Here is a 15,801-nt window from a genome sequence, read left to right as displayed (position 1 = left end):
CCTTAAATCAGCTCAATAATATCAATGGTCGGCGGTACCCGAAAACGAAAAGGCACACCCACCATTCCTGTGCCTACAGTCACAAAAACATCTGCATTTTCATGTTGGTACAACCCTTTTTTATGTCCAAGAATGGAGACTTTTTTCATGATGTAATTGGTCAGCCAAGGCAGTTCCACCTGTCCGCCATGAGTATGCCCCGACAGCATAAGAGGGCGTGTCGGCAATTGCGGTACCATATCCACCGTATCCGGGTTATGCGACAAAATTACCCAGGGTTTGTCTTGCGGCAAATCCGGCATATAACGCATATCGGTTTTTCCGGCCCATAAATCGCCCACGCCCAGCAACCTGAATTCATCAAATTCAACAATTTGACCTTCGATATCAATCACGTTATTCACTTTAAGCGCATGTTGCAATAATTGTAGAATCGGCGGTCCGGGATACTGTTCGTCATGATTGCCGTTCACCGAATACACCGGCGCATTGATATTTTGTAAAATGGCCAGTTCATCTGCCAGTTTGTTTTCCGGTTCATAGGTCCAGTCCCCTGCGACCACCACCAGGTCGGGATTCTGCTGATTAATTTTATCGACAATAATTTTCAGCTGGCGTTCATGCCCGGAAAACAGTCCGATATGTAAATCGGCAATCAAGGCAATTTTGACGGGGCTTTGCAGGTTTTGTTCCGGATTGAGCTGGTATTGCAGGGTTTTAACCATGACATGCTGAGGCTCGATAAAACGGGCATAAATCAGCACGCAGCTCAGCAAGAAAATAAATACCGCCTGGTGAATAGAGTAATAGCCACTCCAGCCGGCATATAAACTAAAGAAAAACAGCGGAAACAGTAAATAGGATAAGTAAAAGGCCAATAAATGTACAAATGCCTTAAAGGGATGAATGGTTTCTGTTCGGGTTTGGCTCAGCCAGGCCTGCGCAATACCCCATATGCCAAGTACTGCAAAACACAAGTAAAAATAAAAAATGACTGAGTGTGAATCCCACATATTATCTTCTCTAATCTTGACGCTGATATTACATCATTCATCTATTACGATATTTATCTTTTCACAGCTCACAATTATACTCAAACCAATTTTTGGTATTGTTTACACCTTATGACGCGATCTTCTCATCAGCACACACACTTACACAGCGGTCAATCACCTGGCACAGCCAGCTATAAAACCACTGTATTATTAAGTTGCAGTCTGCTGCTGGGGATTCCGGCATGTTCCACCCTTCCCAAACAAATACCGCAGCCAGTTGAATATTCATTTGACACCAAAACCGAACAGACCTCCCTGGCTAAAATCATTTTGCCCTTGAGGGAACAAAACCCCAACCTGACCGGCTATCATGTTCTGTACGACCCGCTTGAGGCATTGGCAGCACGTATCCATTTAATTGATAAAGCAGAAAAAACTTTAGATTTACAATACTACATTTGGGACAACGATAAAATTGGTGCGTTGGCCCTGCACTCTATCATTCAAGCAGCGGACCGGGGCGTAAAGGTCCGCTTATTGATGGATGACAACAATGCCAAAAAGATGGAAGGCATTTATCTGGCCCTCGATCAGCATCAGAATATTGATGTGCGTCTGTATAATCCTTACCGTTTTAGACATTACCGTGCCATGGACATGGTGCTGGATTTAAAACGGATCAACCGTCGCATGCATAACAAAAGCTTTATTGCAGACAACCAGATTGCATTAATTGGTGGTCGCAATATGAGTAACCAGTATTATAACGTCAGTGACAATTATCAGTTTTCCGATGTCGACGTGATGCTGGTTGGTGCTGCATCGGATGAAATTATTCATTCTTTTGATGAATACTGGAATGACGATTATGCTTTTCCAGTCAAGCAAATTGTCAATCCAAACCATTATTCCTTGCGTTTTGACAGCCTGAAAAAACAGCTCGAGGAACATTCGCAAAATATTACCGTGCAGAATTATCTCGATTTAGCCACCCGATCACATGCTTTTGAAAACTGGCTCAATAACAGCATTCAATTTGACTGGGTCAAAGCGGAAGTGGTCAGTGATTCACCGAGTAAAATCCGCGCAAAGGCCAAAAAAGAACAGCATCTGAATTTTCAGCTGATTAACCGTTTAGAAAAACCCCAACACAGTGTCGATATTATTTCCGCTTATTTTGTTCCGGAAAAAAAAGGCGAAAAGATGCTGAGTGAGCTGGCTCAAAACAATATCAATGTGCGGGTACTCACCAATTCCTTTAAAGCCAATGATGTGGCGTTGGTGCATGCCTTTTATGGCAAATACCGCAAGGATTTACTTCAGAATAATGTCCAGCTTTACGAGTTTCTGTCTGCACCGGAAACCGAAAACTTGAATGCCCATACCCAGGAAATTGCAGAAAAAGCCAAAGTCAGCATTAAAGGTTTAAGCCGTTCCAGCCTGCATGCCAAACTGATGGCCATAGATGAGAAGCAGGTATTTATTGGTTCTTTTAATTTCGACCCACGTTCCGCTTATTTAAATACCGAAATTGGCGTATTGCTGGACAGCCCGAACCTGGCGAAACAGATTCATTCCACCATGGACCAGAACCTGTCTAAATATGCCTATAAACTGGTGTTAAATGCCAACAATAAAATCAACTGGCAAATTAAACGTCATGATGGCAGCATCAAAACTTATCAGAAAGAACCCAAGATGAAATGGTGGCAAAAAGCCGGTGTTAAAATCATTTCCTGGTTACCGGTCGAAGGCTTTATGTAAGCCTTCATGACTGCTTGGACAGAAGTGTTGCAGGTGACGCCTTCAGGACTTTTTGCTGTAACCGCCCCAAACCTTCAATCATTTGCGCTTGCACTTCTTCAGTCAAGCTTTCAATAGTATGCCCTTGCACAGTAATTGCCGGCAATGCCATTAAATGTGCAGTAACTTTGGGCATTTCCAGCACTTTTTTGACATGGTCGGCAAAGCTAAGATCTCCAACAAATGGCGCGATGGTATCCAATTCCCCATCCTGATTCACATAACAAATCAAACAAATTTGCACCGGACGATTGGCATCAATGGCAGCCCCTAAAATACGGCCATAGATTTTTTTAATTTTACTGCCATCCGAAGTGGTGGCTTCCGGAAAAAATAACACCGGAATATCGCGTTTTAAAAAATTGGTAATTTGCTCTTTAATTTTAATTGAATCACCAGAACCCCGCTTAATAAATAAGGTACCGCCGCCCTTGGCCAGTTTGCCCAGAATCGGCCATTTTTCAATTTCCGCTTTGGCTAAAAAGAACACCCGTGCCCCTGAACCCAAAACGGCAATATCCAGCCAGGAAACATGATTGCTCACCCACAGCGCGGGTTCGCGTGGAATTACCCCATGCACCTGAATTTCAAGGTTAAATACTTTGCATAATTCGCGGCAGAAATGCTGTACATAACGCGTATTACAGGGATTATTCGGGTCTTTATATAAACGATGGCGAAAAACCAGATAAAATCCCTGAATAATTGCCGCTAAACCAGCCAATAACTTTTTGCTATATAAGAAAAATTTAGACAAGCCATTTAACGATGAACTTTCAGTTAGGGGGGATTGAGTCATAGATGGATCACTAATTATTAGCTACAACGTTTAATCATTTATTTACTGTCATTCTATACTGTTCATTTTAAACTTGCATTGATCATAAAAATTTAAATCAGCAATTCACTTTTTAAAACCAGTAGACTGAGTCAATAAATCATTTATTTTTATCATAAATAAAGAGATGAAATAATGTGCTAAAAATTAAAAAAAAAAGATTCGGATACATCTCCGTGATTTGCTGCTTTTAATCACTGCTTTTTAGAAGTCCCTGCTCATAAAAACACGCCCGGGACTGAATATCTTGTTACGATGCTTTGTTAAGTTTTTGCTATTTTTCCCTCTGCCTGTGCATTTTCAACTAAAATGAAATTTTAACGCAGTAGAGATCATCGTTAGTGGAATATTTTGAGCAACATCAGGGTGGTGAACGAACAATCTTAGTGAGTGTATCGGTACAGCTATTAGATGACCTTGATGCAGAAGAATTTCGTTTACTGGCAGAATCTGCCGGTGCTGAAATTTTGGAACATATTAGTGCTCAACGTATTAAACCCGATCCCAAACTGTTTATCGGTTCTGGCAAGGCCGAAGAAATTGCTGCTCTAGTACAGGACCTTGAAGCCAATCTGGTTATTTTCGATCATTCGCTGACACCCGCTCAAGCGCGTAATTTAGAAAAAATCATGCTTTGCCGTGTGGTGGACCGCACCGAACTGATTTTAGATATTTTTGCGCAACGTGCCCGGACCTATGAAGGCAAATTGCAAGTCGAACTGGCACAGTTACAGCACCTTTCCTCGCGTTTAGTGCGTAGCCGGAGCAATCTTGACAGTCAAAAAGGCGGGATTGGCTTACGCGGCCCGGGTGAAACCTTGCTGGAAACAGACCGCCGTTTACTGCGTATCCGCATGGGGCAACTCAAAGCCAAACTGGATAAAGTTCGCCAAACCCGCATGCAAGGTCGTGTTGCACGGCAAAAGGCCGCTGTGCCGACCGTATCTTTAGTCGGTTATACCAATGCCGGCAAATCCACCCTGTTTAATATTCTGGCCAAGAGCGATGTTTACGCGGCAGATCAGCTGTTTGCAACCTTGGACCCTACACTGCGCCGTCTGGAGTGGGATGGAATTGGACGTTTGGTTCTGGCAGATACCGTGGGTTTCGTGCGTAATCTCTCGCATTCTTTAGTCGAGTCCTTTAAGGCAACGCTGGAAGAAACACTGGAAGCCACCTTGCTGCTGCATGTGATTGATTCCAGCAGCCCAGACATGCTGGAACAGATTGAAGCGGTAGAGTCGGTACTCAAGGAAATTGGCGCCAATGTGCCGGTCCTGCGCGTCTACAACAAAATTGATGTCAGCGGTGAAGATGCCAAAATTGTCTATGCCAAACCGCACATGCCCGATCGGGTCTATGTATCCGCACACACAGGCAAAGGTTTAGACCTGCTGCGTCAAGCGGTGCAAGAATGTTTGATGGGCCAGATTCAAAGCTTCGAGCTGAAGTTAAAGCCTGCCTATGGCAAATTACGTACTCAACTGTATGCCTTGAATGTCATTCAATCTGAACATTATGATGATGTAGGTAATCTGCATTTGCATGTGATTATGGCGCCACAAAAGCTGGAACAGCTGATTAAACAGGCACATTTACCTATAGATGAAATTCTGGGGCACAAGGCTGCACAATTTAAACGGCCGCTTGAGGAATTTGAAATAAAAAGATAAATCAGTTAAAACGTGACAAGTGTAATTATAATTGTTGGTAAAAATGGACTGGATAAAAACAATCGACTGGCCAGCCTGGATTGGCACCCTGGCATTAATCATCTGTTTCCGTGAAGGCGCAGTATGGTTAACCACACAATTTCACCATCCTGAGCTGGGTAATCTAGTGGGCTTGATCAGCCTATTGGCGACTTTATTCATTTGGAGAAGTTTCAGGAAATTACCCAGTCGCCTGGTCGATACCAATAACAAGATCATGAAAGAAAGTGCCTTTGCCTTTTTGCCCATTAGCGCAGGGTCCCTGATTATGCTGACTCAAATGGGCAGGGAAATGCCGGCTTTTCTGCTGGTCATGTTTGTAAGCACCCTGATTCCATTGTGGATCTATGCAAAAATGTCCAAGCGCTGGTTATAGGGAAATTATATGTTTGCAGTACTCTCCGGTTTTTTCATTACCCTGATCGCCTATCTGGTCGCAAAACCGATCAATAAACGCCTGCCGCAAATTCCGGTCATTGTGATTGGCATGTTTTTGATTATTGGCTTGCTGTTGTCATTCGGGATTCGTTATGAATCTTATATGGCACAGGTCAATCCGCTTTTTAATCGCCTCTTGGGCTATGTCACCGTTGCATTGGCCATTCCCCTAGCCGCCATGCGTTATGATGATCTGCCGCTAAAAGCCATGCTCGGAATTCTGGTGTTTGCCAGTATCAGTGCAGTCGCGTTACCGATGGGACTTGCCTATTTATTGCATATGACCGACTCCAGCATTATGGCCTTTGCTACACGTGCCGTGACTACACCAATCGCCATTAATATTGCCACGCTGTTACATGCACCTATAAGCATGGTTATTCTGATTGTGATTTTATCCGGAGTGATTGGCGCTGCCTTTTCGCCATTGATCTTGCGTCATATCAATGATGAACGCGCTTCGGGTCTGGCATTAGGTCTGGCCGCGCATGCCATTGGAACAGCACAGGCATGGCAAAGAGGCAGTGTGGCAGGACGCTATGCCGCTTTTGGCATGGCTGTGAATGCTGTATTTACAGCCATATGGCTGCCTACATTTATACTGTATTTACAAAAAATGTGACCAAACAGTCATTTGCATTAATAATGATTGTTGCCTGTCAAAAATACTCCTAGTATCAAGAATACTGTTAGTGGAATGAAGGAACATTCAAATGGTCAAGATGAAACTTACTATTGCATTAATATGCTCAACTTTAGCGAGTTTTGCCCTAGCTCAAGACCTTACAGGAACGTGGAAAAATATTGATGATAAAACCGGTTCATCAAAAGCCATTCTTGAAATTCGTCAGGAAAATAATGGCACTTATACCGCACAAGTGGTCAAAGTCACTCCGCGTCCTGGCTATACGCCCAAAGAAATTTGCGTCAAATGTCCGGCACCTTATACCAATCAGCCTATTCTAGGCATGGATGTCTTGAAAGGTTTAAAACACGTAGAAGGACCCAACTATGCGAATGGTAAAATTATTGATCCGCTCTCTGGACATATCTACAGCATGAAAGCGAAATTAAGTCCAAATGGTAAACGCTTGACCCTGCGTGGTTATGTCGGGGTTTCAGCATTAGGCCGTAGTCAGACCTGGATTAGAAATGACTAAATATGACAAAAAGCCACACTATGTGGCTTTTTTCTTCACTGATATTTAAATAATTCACATTATATTTCATTTTTATGAAACAGTGGGTTGACTAATTTTTAAACGATAACTATATCTTTATATAAATTAAAAAAAATATTTTCCACACTTCCAGGAGTTAATATGAAGAAAAATCTATTATTTACTGCTTTTGCTAGTGTAGTTTTCAGTGGGAATGTATTGGCAAATGATCTTAGCGGAACATGGAAAACTATTGACGATAAAACAGGCTCATCAAAAGCGATTCTTGAAATGCGTCAAGAAAGCAATGGAACCTATACGGCAAAAATTGTAAAAGTCACTCCTCGTCCGGGTTATACCCCAAAAGAAACCTGTGTAAATTGTCCAGCACCCTATACAGACAAACCCATCTTAGGATTAGATATTTTAACCGGCTTGAAACCTGCCGGGAATAATCAGTTTGTAAATGCCAAAGTTCTTGACCCGCTGAACGGTAAAATCTATAGCGGCAAAGCAAAGTTAAGCCCGAACGGTAAACGTCTCACTCTACGCGGTTATGTCGGTGTGTCTGCGCTTGGCCGTAGCCAGACCTGGATTAAACAAGATTAAATGATGCAGATTACAGCTCGGCATAGATGGGGAGCATGGTACGAATGAGCACTTAAAAACTTAATTCCAAAGACTGCTCAATTTCGTATTGCTTCCCCCCACTTTAAATAAGTCTTCAGGATGACTGACTTATACAGATGAGGAAATCTTATGAAAAAAATAGCAATCACCACTACATTTTTTGTAGCACTATTCAGCAGTTTTTCAATTTTTGCTCAGGACATCATTGGCACATGGATACAAATTGATGATAAAACCGGTTCACCTAAAGCACTGATTGAAATTCAAAAGCAAACGGATGGAACCTATGCCGGAAAAATTATCAAAGTAACGCCACGCCCAGGCTATACTCCCCGAGAAACATGTTTCCAATGTCCACCCCCTTATACCAATCAGCCAATACTAGGGTTAGAAATTTTTAAAGGCTTAAAACAGGTCAATGGAAATAATTATGCAAATGGTCGTGTACTTGACCCTTTAACCGGGAAAATATATGGCTTGAAAGGACGGATGACCCCGAACGGTAAACGTCTTATTCTACGTGGTTATGTAGGAATTTCTGCTTTGGGGCGAACTCAGACCTGGATCAGGAGCGACTGAATATGACAAAAAGCCGCACTATGTGGCTTTTTTATTCACTGATATTTAAATAGTTCGCATTATTCTTCATTTTCAGGACCCATTATATTGACTAATTTATAAACACTCCTAATATGTTTTTTATAGATTAAAAAAATTATTCAGCACAACCGTAGGAAATTAAATGAAAAAAAATATCTTACTTACTGCTCTTGCCAGTTTAGCTTTTAGTGGAAATCTATTGGCACAAGATCTATCGGGCACATGGCAACAAATTGATGATAAAACCGGTTCACCTAAAGCAATTATTGAAATTCGTAAAGATGCAAATGATATTTATACGGGTAAAATTGTAAAAGTGACACCTCGCCCAGGGTATACACCTCAAAAGACATGCAACAAATGCCCGGTACCCTATACCAATCAACCGATTTTAGGTATGGATGTCCTCACCGGGTTAAAGCATGTAGAAGGTACGAATAACTATGAAAAAGGCCGTGTGATCGATCCTTTAGCCGGCAAAATTTATGATGCCAAAGTTCGACTGAACGCCAATGGAAAACGGCTCACCCTACGTGGTTATATCGGTATCTCGGCATTGGGTCGCAGTCAAACCTGGTTACGGGTCGATTAATCCAAATCTCTGTTTTTAATTAAAAAGCCACAATATAGTGGCTTTTTATCCAAATCGGCTTAAAACTGTTTGCTTGACTCTAGAGTATATTGACTAATTACTTTATCTATCTAATATATCCGTTAATTAGAAAATGAAAGATTAAGTGAGAGTCTTATATGCAAAAGAATCTATTGCTGGCTGCTTTTGCTGCTACACTTTTCAGTGGGAATGTTTTCGCTCAAGACATTTCTGGAACATGGCAGCAAATTGACGATAAGACCGGTGCTGCAAAAGCGATTATTAAAATTAATAAAGAAAACAATAATACATTTACCGGGAAAATTATTAAAGTTACTCCTCGCCCAGGTTATACCCCACGAGAGACATGTAATAATTGTCCAGCACCCTATACCAATCAGCCAATTTTGGGTATGGAAATTCTAAAGGGCTTAAAACATGTATCTGGAACCAATAACTACGAAAAAGGCCGTGTTATAGATCCTCTAGCGGGTAAAGTTTATGACGCCAAAATCAGACTGAATGCAACAGGCAAGCGTTTAACCTTAAGGGCTTATATGGGTATTTCCACCTTAGGACGCAGCCAGACCTGGATCAGACTTGACTAAGCAGGTTTAAATATGAAAAAGCCACATCATGTGGCTTTTTCATTATGGCTTAGCTTGAGGATGACATGACCGGATTATCGACCTTAAATAATTCTTTATCTTCCAATCGATACGCAATCAGTTGATTTCCCCAAACACACCCCCCATCCACATTCTGAATCTGTGGCGTAATGGTTTTCCCTTGTAATCCAGCCCAGTGTCCAAAGATAATTTGATGGGTTTTGGCCGCTTTGGACTCAAAGTCAAACCAGGGCTGAAAGCCTTCAGGCATCGGGTCATCCAGAGAATCTTTAAAGCAGAATTCCATTCGCCCTTCTGCATTGGTTAAACGCATACGGGTCAAATAATTGGTAATACAACGCAAGCGCGCATTGCCTTGCAAATCATCTGACCAAAGATCGGGTTCCGTACCGTACATTTCTGCCAGGAAAGCATCTACCACAGCAAAATCATCATGAGCAATGACCGCTTCTATTTCTTTTGCCAATGCTGCAGTTTGTTCTGCTGACCAAAGGCAAGGAATACCGGCATGGGTCAATATGGTTTGCTCATTCGGGAACAGGCATAAAGGCTGTTTACGCAACCAGTCAATTAAATCATCGCTATCAATCGCATCAATTACATCGCGGGTGTTGTCTTTTTCTTTCAGCTCTTTTAAACCACGTGCACATGCCAACAGGGTCAAATCATGATTGCCCAGTACTGTCGCTGCCACGCCACGGTCTACCAGTTTTTTAATAAAGCGCAGCGCACCCAGCGAGTTTTCACCCCGTGCCACCAGATCGCCTGCAAACCAGATAAAATCCTGATCCGGATCGAACTTGATTTCTTTCAGCAAGCTTTTTAAGGCTTCAAAACAGCCTTGAACATCACCAATCACATAATTATATCGAATATTCGAATCTGCCACTTAATCCACCATTTGATCTGCTAATGCAACAAATTGAGCCAAGGTCAAAGTTTCTGGACGCGCCATCGGATCAACACCTGCTTTTTCAAATCCTTCTTCAACCAGCATGCCTTTTAAACTGTTGCGCAAAGTTTTACGACGCTGGGTAAAGACATGTGAAACCAGACGCGCCAAGGCTTTTTCATTTTTTGCCACAATCGGTTTAACATCGTACGGCTCTAGACGGAACACCGCAGACGTCACTTTTGGAGGAGGATTAAATGATCCTGGTGGCACTTCAAACAGGAAAGTCGGTTTACAGTAATACTGGATCATCACCGACAAACGGCCATATTCTTTGGTATTGGGTGATGCAGTAATACGGTCAACCACTTCCTTTTGCAGCATGAAGTGCATGTCTTTGACTTTGTCGCCAAATTCCAGGAGATGGAACAGCAGCGGTGTTGAAATATTATAAGGCAGGTTACCCACCACACGTAGCGGACGGCCTTCCTGAAATAACTCAGTAAAGTCGTATTTCAAGGCATCCGTTTCAACAATGGTCAAACGCTCAGGATGTGGCACACGACCTGGCAAGCCTGCCGCCAGGTCACGGTCAAGTTCAACCACAGTTAAGGCATCACATTCACCAATTAAAGGTGAAGTCAATGCAGCAAGACCCGGACCAATTTCAACAATGTTATCGCCAGAACGTGGATTCACTGAACGGACAATTTTGGCAATGACACGTTGGTCATGTAAGAAGTTTTGCCCAAAACGCTTACGCGTGTGATGCCCTTCATCTTTGGGGTTTAAGGCATTAATCTGATACATAAACATTTCCAACGTGTAATAAAGACAAGATCACTGACGCGCAAGTTGGAGCGCCAAATCCACAGCCACATGCAAGCTTGAGCTTTTTGCCAGACCTGTACCTGCAAGGGAGAGTGCTGTGCCATGATCGACAGAAGTTCGGATAAACGGTAAGCCCAAAGTAATATTGATGGCTTCACCAAAACCCTGTGATTTTAACACAGGTAAGCCCTGATCGTGATACATCGCCAGCACGGCATCGGCATCTTTTAAATTTTCAGGAGTAAATAAGGTATCCGCAGGTAAGCTTAAACTCATGTTGATGCCCTGAGTACGATAAGTTTCCAGCACAGGATTAATCACCTCAATTTCTTCCATCCCCAAATAGCCATCTTCCCCTGCATGCGGATTTAAACCGCACACCAGAATATGGGGATGATCAATCCTGAATTTGGTTTTTAAATCGTGGATTAAGATATCAATCACCTGATGCAGGCGTTCAGGCGTGATCGCATCAGGCACATCACGTAAAGCCAGATGCGTGGTCACCAGTGCCACCCTTAAAGTCCTGGTAGCGAGCATCATCACCACGCGATCGACACCAGCAAATTCCTGATAATATTCAGTATGCCCGCTAAAATGAATACCCGCTTCATTGATAATGGATTTCTGTACGGGTGCGGTGGCTACCCCGACACTTTTACCCGACATGGCATAGTCTGCCGAACGACGTAATTGTTCTAATACATAGGCAGAATTTTCTGCATTGAGTTGTCCCAAAACCACTTCAGTATTTAAGGGAATATGTTCCACATACAGCTGTCCTTGAGCTGCAGATTCTAATTGTCCTTGATATTCAACCAGTTCAATCTCTTTTTTTAATAATTCGGCACGTTTTTTTAATAGATGGATATCCGCCAAGATGACAAGAGGACGCTCATCAACACGATCGGCCAAACTTAAACAAATATCCGGACCAATACCAGCAGGTTCACCACTCGTGACATATAAAGGAAGCATAATTCATCCAAATAGGGCTCAATGTTCAACATTATAACGCGAATGCCGGACAAGAAAGCTGAAGCTGTGCAAAACAACTTATAGATCAACTGCCTTAATCAACAAAACAACTCATCAATAGCCATACACTGATATTTTTCACTTTAATATTTCAATAAAAACAAAATTGTAAATTTTCATCATCGCTTGCTAAAAATACCAAAAACACTGAATGGCACAGATCCTCAAGTCGATAAAATCGTATCTATTGCTTTTCAAGAGAACATGCAAGATTCACAATTCCAGAACCAAAAGCCAATATTTTGATCTTCATTTACCGACCATCCGTTTTAGATTCCCCAACACTTCCAATTTCATCAGTCTTCTTTTAAAATATAGCGCTTGAAATTTTATATTTTCATTGTGGTTCTCCTGTCTTTCAGGTAGAATTCGGTCTCCTTTTGTTTGGACAGCTTCCATAGTCCAAACCAACTATAATAGGTAGTGGTTTAATGAAAACTCTCAGCGCTAAGCCAGCTGAAGTTCAACACGACTGGTACGTTGTTGATGCTTCTGGCAAAACTTTAGGTCGTCTTGCGACTGAAATCGCTCGTCGTTTACGCGGTAAGCATAAAACTTCTTATACTCCTCACGTTGACACTGGTGATTACATCGTTGTGATCAATGCTGAACAAGTTCAAGTGACTGGTAAAAAATCACTTGATAAGAAATATTATCGCCATACTGGTTTCCCTGGTGGTATTCGTGAAACTAACTTCGAGAAGTTAGTTGCTCACAAACCAGAAGAAATTTTCCAACGCGCTGTAAAAGGCATGTTGCCAAAAGGTCCTCTTGGTTATGCAATGATCAAAAAAATGAAAGTGTACGCTGGTACTGAGCATCCTCATACTGCTCAACAGCCACAAGTTTTGGACATCTAAGGGATACAGCACATGGCTACTAACTATGGTACAGGTCGCCGTAAGACCGCAACTGCACGTGTTTTCCTATCAGCTGGTACTGGTAAACTCGTAATCAACAACCGTTCTTTAGAGCAATATTTCGGTCGTGAAACTGCTCGTATGGTTGTTCGTCAACCTTTAGAGCTTTTAGAAGCTACTGAAAAATATGACCTTTACATCACTGTTGCTGGTGGTGGTATCGGTGGTCAAGCTGGCGCTATCCGTCACGGTATTACTCGTGCATTGATCGCTGCTGACGAAACTTTAAAACCTGCTCTTCGTCAAGCTGGTTTCGTTACTCGTGATGCTCGTGAAGTTGAACGTAAGAAACTTGGTTTACGTAAAGCGCGTAAACGTCCTCAATTCTCTAAACGTTAATTCGTTTACCGAATCGGACAAAAAACCCTGGATTATCCAGGGTTTTTTTATGGCACTTCAATTTTAATCTGGGTGAATATTTTCATCCTACTGTTCATGCACATCCTTACCCCACACACCTTCATGGCACCAGAAAGATTTGGTGAGATAATAGTTCGCAAGACCAATCAAAATAAACAGTGAAATCATCGCCAGTTTGATTAGCATCTTGTTTTCCTCTCGCTATTTTTTCTTATCATCTTTCTATCTTAACCCCAATTGCGCTTTTATGCTTCGTGCTTTTTAGCTTGAATTTTAGTATCCTATTCCATTCATTTATCACTGTTTCGGATTATGTCGATCGAAAATGCACATCTACAAGGAATTACGCTTTACAGTCATGCGGATGATTTCCGCTCCCACTGGATACGCTATGTACTTGCAGAGAAGCAAATCAAATATAATCTAATTCTTGTAGATGAAGACGATGAAGATCTGGCCAGTTTAAATCCCTATAATCAGCTCCCCATGCTGATTGAAAATGATTTAAAATTATTTAATTCCAGCATTATTTCCGAATACCTGGACGACCGCTATCGTCAAAACAAACTCTATGCCGATGCACCGATGCCACGAGCAGAGCAACGGCAATATATCTGGCGTTTTGAGCAAGATTGGTTAAAACTGGCGGATATTATGCTGTGTCATCCAGACACCCTGAATGAAAAAGAAAAAGCCAAAGCTCAAAAGCAGCTCAGAGATACGCTTATTTCACTCACGCCATTATTTCAGCATTTTCCCTTTTTTATGTCTGAAAACTTTACAATTTTAGATTGCATGCTGGCACCTATTTTTATACGGTTAAAAGCCATGGGTATCGAACTACCTAAACAGCATTGCCGTCCCATTCACTTGTATTGTCAACGAATTTTTAGCCGGCCTGCATTTGCCAAATCTTTAACGATGCAGGAAAAAAACCGTTATAGCGAATTTTTAGTAAATTAATCGAGCAACATCATGTCTGAACAAGAATTGAATCTCACCCCTACCCGACCTTATTTAGCACGCGCTATTTATGAATGGATTTGTGACAATAACCTGACCCCATATTTATTGGTTGATGCGACTCAGCCTAATACCATGGTACCGGAACAATTCATTCAGGACGGTCAGATTGTGTTAAATATCATTCCACATGCCGTACATAAGTTACATATGGGTAATGAGGCAATCACCTTCTCTGCGCGTTTTGGTGGCGTTTCACGTGACATCTATGTACCCTTAAATGCAGTACTGGGTATTTATGCTCGTGAAAATGGACAAGGTCTATTCTTTGATCCAAATGAATATGAAGGTACCCAAATTACTGAAGATACATTAGAATCAACCACAACTTCAGAAGAAACTGAACAACCTAAGAAAAAACCGAGCCTACGGTTATTAGATTAAAATAAGATGGAGCAAGTGAATGGCTTTTGATTTAGTACAATATTTTGCTGAGCAGATTAACAATCAAAAGCCTCAGCTTCTCGAGCACTATTCTAGAGAAGATCGAAAAACTCATCTGTTAGAAATTAACGCACTGGTATTAGGTAAACTTATTTCACTTTGGCGCACCGATGATAAAAAAGTTTATCAGGAAATTTCCTCGCCAGATGATCTTTTTATTCAAGAGATTGCACGACATCTCACGACATCTTCAAAAAATCAGTCTCCTTTGCCTAAAAATGAACTAGAGCCAACAGTAACTGAAATATTAAAATTACAATTGGCAGAATTAAAACAACTCAATGATATTGGAAATTTGAATATCATAGGCTTACGTGAACTGATTTTAGGACAGATTGAACATTTATCTGGCCAGGCTTCCGATTGGGTTTGGTCAACAAACGACCTAACAGAGTTAAAAGGCTCTAAACCGATTGAGCAAGAAGAGATATCATTAGACTCAACAATGAAGGAGTTTAATCAAATGGTCAGCCAACAATATCCACATCACGAAGCAAATATCAGCCATGAAGTGGTAAATGCCCCAGTTCCAGCATGGTCAAAAGTATTTGAACCTATTGTAGCTATCGTCATTCTTTGGATTTTATATAGCGCAGCAACATCTATGTTTAATTAAGAACATTCAAGTTGATATTCAAATAAAAAACTCGCCAAAATGGCGAGTTTTTTTATAACCAGCTTAAGTATTCTGAATAAAATCACCGCAAAGCTCTATTAAACTGAGAGTTATAAATTGTCTTGTTAAACATAAAAAAAGCCCCCTGCTTATGCAGGGGGCTTTTTAGAATAATGAGCTGGCGATGACTTACTCTCACATGGGTAATCCCACACTACCATCAGCGCTAAGAGGTTTCACTTCTGAGTTCGGGAAGGGATCAGGTGGTTCACTCTTGCTA

19 protein-coding genes and 1 rRNA gene are annotated in these 15,801 nt (G+C 41.7%); 14 read left to right on the top strand and 6 right to left on the bottom strand.

All coding sequences use genetic code 11. From position 1 onward, the window contains the following. Positions 1 to 2 precede the first annotated feature (2 nt). On the bottom strand, positions 3 to 1,013 hold the full coding sequence (locus ACPUEY_RS00100) for a metallophosphoesterase (protein ID WP_131272684.1): 1,011 nt from the start codon (positions 1,011 to 1,013) through the stop codon (positions 3 to 5). Between the two features lie 111 nt (positions 1,014 to 1,124). On the opposite strand from ACPUEY_RS00100, the gene ACPUEY_RS00095 reads away from it, so the two are divergent. Further along, positions 1,125 to 2,759: a phospholipase D family protein gene (locus tag ACPUEY_RS00095; protein WP_092820419.1), complete on the top strand. Its 1,635-nt coding sequence runs from the start codon at positions 1,125 to 1,127 to the stop codon at positions 2,757 to 2,759. A 4-nt stretch (positions 2,760 to 2,763) separates the two neighbouring features. Here ACPUEY_RS00095 and ACPUEY_RS00090 read toward each other — a convergent pair whose 3' ends face one another. Then, a complete protein-coding gene (locus ACPUEY_RS00090; RefSeq protein WP_425120701.1) occupies positions 2,764 to 3,597 on the bottom strand; it encodes a lysophospholipid acyltransferase family protein in 834 nt (277 codons plus the stop codon). A 380-nt stretch (positions 3,598 to 3,977) separates the two neighbouring features. Here ACPUEY_RS00090 and hflX point away from each other — a divergent pair, with 380 nt between their 5' ends. The 8 genes from hflX to ACPUEY_RS00050 all read left to right on the top strand — a co-directional run bounded on the left by hflX (position 3,978) and on the right by ACPUEY_RS00050 (position 9,376). Continuing rightward, positions 3,978 to 5,309, top strand: coding sequence for a ribosome rescue GTPase HflX (hflX, locus tag ACPUEY_RS00085; protein WP_092820421.1), 1,332 nt, complete (start codon positions 3,978 to 3,980; stop codon positions 5,307 to 5,309). A 43-nt stretch (positions 5,310 to 5,352) separates the two neighbouring features. Then, complete coding sequence (locus ACPUEY_RS00080; protein ID WP_131272688.1) at positions 5,353 to 5,724, top strand: hypothetical protein; 372 nt, start codon at positions 5,353 to 5,355, stop codon at positions 5,722 to 5,724. A gap of 9 nt (positions 5,725 to 5,733) precedes the next feature. Further along, the gene (locus ACPUEY_RS00075) at positions 5,734 to 6,408 is read left to right on the top strand and encodes an LrgB family protein (protein WP_425120700.1); all 675 of its coding nucleotides are present in this window, start codon (positions 5,734 to 5,736) and stop codon (positions 6,406 to 6,408) included. A gap of 91 nt (positions 6,409 to 6,499) precedes the next feature. Next, positions 6,500 to 6,946, top strand: a complete 447-nt coding sequence (locus ACPUEY_RS00070) for a DUF2147 domain-containing protein (RefSeq protein ID WP_092820424.1) — start codon at positions 6,500 to 6,502, stop codon at positions 6,944 to 6,946. A 162-nt stretch (positions 6,947 to 7,108) separates the two neighbouring features. After that, positions 7,109 to 7,555, top strand: a complete 447-nt coding sequence (locus tag ACPUEY_RS00065; protein ID WP_425120699.1) for a DUF2147 domain-containing protein — start codon at positions 7,109 to 7,111, stop codon at positions 7,553 to 7,555. A 150-nt stretch (positions 7,556 to 7,705) separates the two neighbouring features. Further along, entirely contained in the window at positions 7,706 to 8,155 is a 450-nt protein-coding gene (locus ACPUEY_RS00060; RefSeq protein WP_425120698.1) for a DUF2147 domain-containing protein, read from the top strand. Between the two features lie 163 nt (positions 8,156 to 8,318). Beyond that, positions 8,319 to 8,768, top strand: a complete 450-nt coding sequence (locus ACPUEY_RS00055; RefSeq protein WP_425120697.1) for a DUF2147 domain-containing protein — start codon at positions 8,319 to 8,321, stop codon at positions 8,766 to 8,768. Between the two features lie 158 nt (positions 8,769 to 8,926). Further along, complete coding sequence (locus ACPUEY_RS00050; protein ID WP_425120696.1) at positions 8,927 to 9,376, top strand: DUF2147 domain-containing protein; 450 nt, start codon at positions 8,927 to 8,929, stop codon at positions 9,374 to 9,376. A 49-nt stretch (positions 9,377 to 9,425) separates the two neighbouring features. Here the strand turns inward: ACPUEY_RS00050 and ACPUEY_RS00045 are convergent, their stop codons facing one another. The 3 genes from ACPUEY_RS00045 to pdxA are packed head-to-tail and all read right to left on the bottom strand — an operon-like array spanning position 9,426 to position 12,098. Further along, positions 9,426 to 10,271: a symmetrical bis(5'-nucleosyl)-tetraphosphatase gene (locus ACPUEY_RS00045; RefSeq protein WP_425120791.1), complete on the bottom strand. Its 846-nt coding sequence runs from the start codon at positions 10,269 to 10,271 to the stop codon at positions 9,426 to 9,428. A gap of 15 nt (positions 10,272 to 10,286) precedes the next feature. Next, positions 10,287 to 11,099, bottom strand: coding sequence for a 16S rRNA (adenine(1518)-N(6)/adenine(1519)-N(6))-dimethyltransferase RsmA (rsmA, locus tag ACPUEY_RS00040; protein WP_131272691.1), 813 nt, complete (start codon positions 11,097 to 11,099; stop codon positions 10,287 to 10,289). 30 nt (positions 11,100 to 11,129) lie between these two features. Further along, positions 11,130 to 12,098 carry a 4-hydroxythreonine-4-phosphate dehydrogenase PdxA gene (gene pdxA / locus ACPUEY_RS00035; protein ID WP_425120694.1) on the bottom strand — a complete coding sequence of 323 codons (969 nt, stop codon included), beginning with the start codon at positions 12,096 to 12,098 and terminating at the stop codon, positions 11,130 to 11,132. Between the two features lie 491 nt (positions 12,099 to 12,589). Here pdxA and rplM point away from each other — a divergent pair, with 491 nt between their 5' ends. The 5 genes from rplM (at position 12,590) to ACPUEY_RS00010 (ending at position 15,521) form a co-directional block, all read left to right on the top strand. Then, positions 12,590 to 13,018 (top strand): 50S ribosomal protein L13, encoded by a 429-nt coding sequence (gene rplM, locus ACPUEY_RS00030; RefSeq protein ID WP_004811299.1) that lies wholly within the window; start codon positions 12,590 to 12,592, stop codon positions 13,016 to 13,018. Positions 13,019 to 13,030: 12 nt separating this feature from the next. Continuing rightward, positions 13,031 to 13,417, top strand: coding sequence for a 30S ribosomal protein S9 (gene rpsI, locus ACPUEY_RS00025; RefSeq protein WP_034588505.1), 387 nt, complete (start codon positions 13,031 to 13,033; stop codon positions 13,415 to 13,417). Positions 13,418 to 13,750: 333 nt separating this feature from the next. Next, a complete protein-coding gene (locus tag ACPUEY_RS00020) occupies positions 13,751 to 14,401 on the top strand; it encodes a glutathione S-transferase N-terminal domain-containing protein (RefSeq protein WP_425120693.1) in 651 nt (216 codons plus the stop codon). Positions 14,402 to 14,413: 12 nt separating this feature from the next. Then, positions 14,414 to 14,845, top strand: a complete 432-nt coding sequence (locus tag ACPUEY_RS00015) for a ClpXP protease specificity-enhancing factor (RefSeq protein ID WP_425120692.1) — start codon at positions 14,414 to 14,416, stop codon at positions 14,843 to 14,845. A gap of 19 nt (positions 14,846 to 14,864) precedes the next feature. After that, positions 14,865 to 15,521 (top strand): hypothetical protein, encoded by a 657-nt coding sequence (locus tag ACPUEY_RS00010; RefSeq protein ID WP_425120691.1) that lies wholly within the window; start codon positions 14,865 to 14,867, stop codon positions 15,519 to 15,521. Between the two features lie 176 nt (positions 15,522 to 15,697). Here ACPUEY_RS00010 and rrf read toward each other — a convergent pair. Beyond that, a 5S ribosomal RNA gene (gene rrf, locus ACPUEY_RS00005) occupies positions 15,698 to 15,801 on the bottom strand; the annotation flags it as partial.

This window comes from Acinetobacter sp. G11, assembly GCF_049808495.1.
GTDB lineage: Bacteria > Pseudomonadota > Gammaproteobacteria > Pseudomonadales > Moraxellaceae > Acinetobacter > Acinetobacter kookii.
This window is presented reverse-complemented; position numbering and strand designations above follow the sequence as displayed.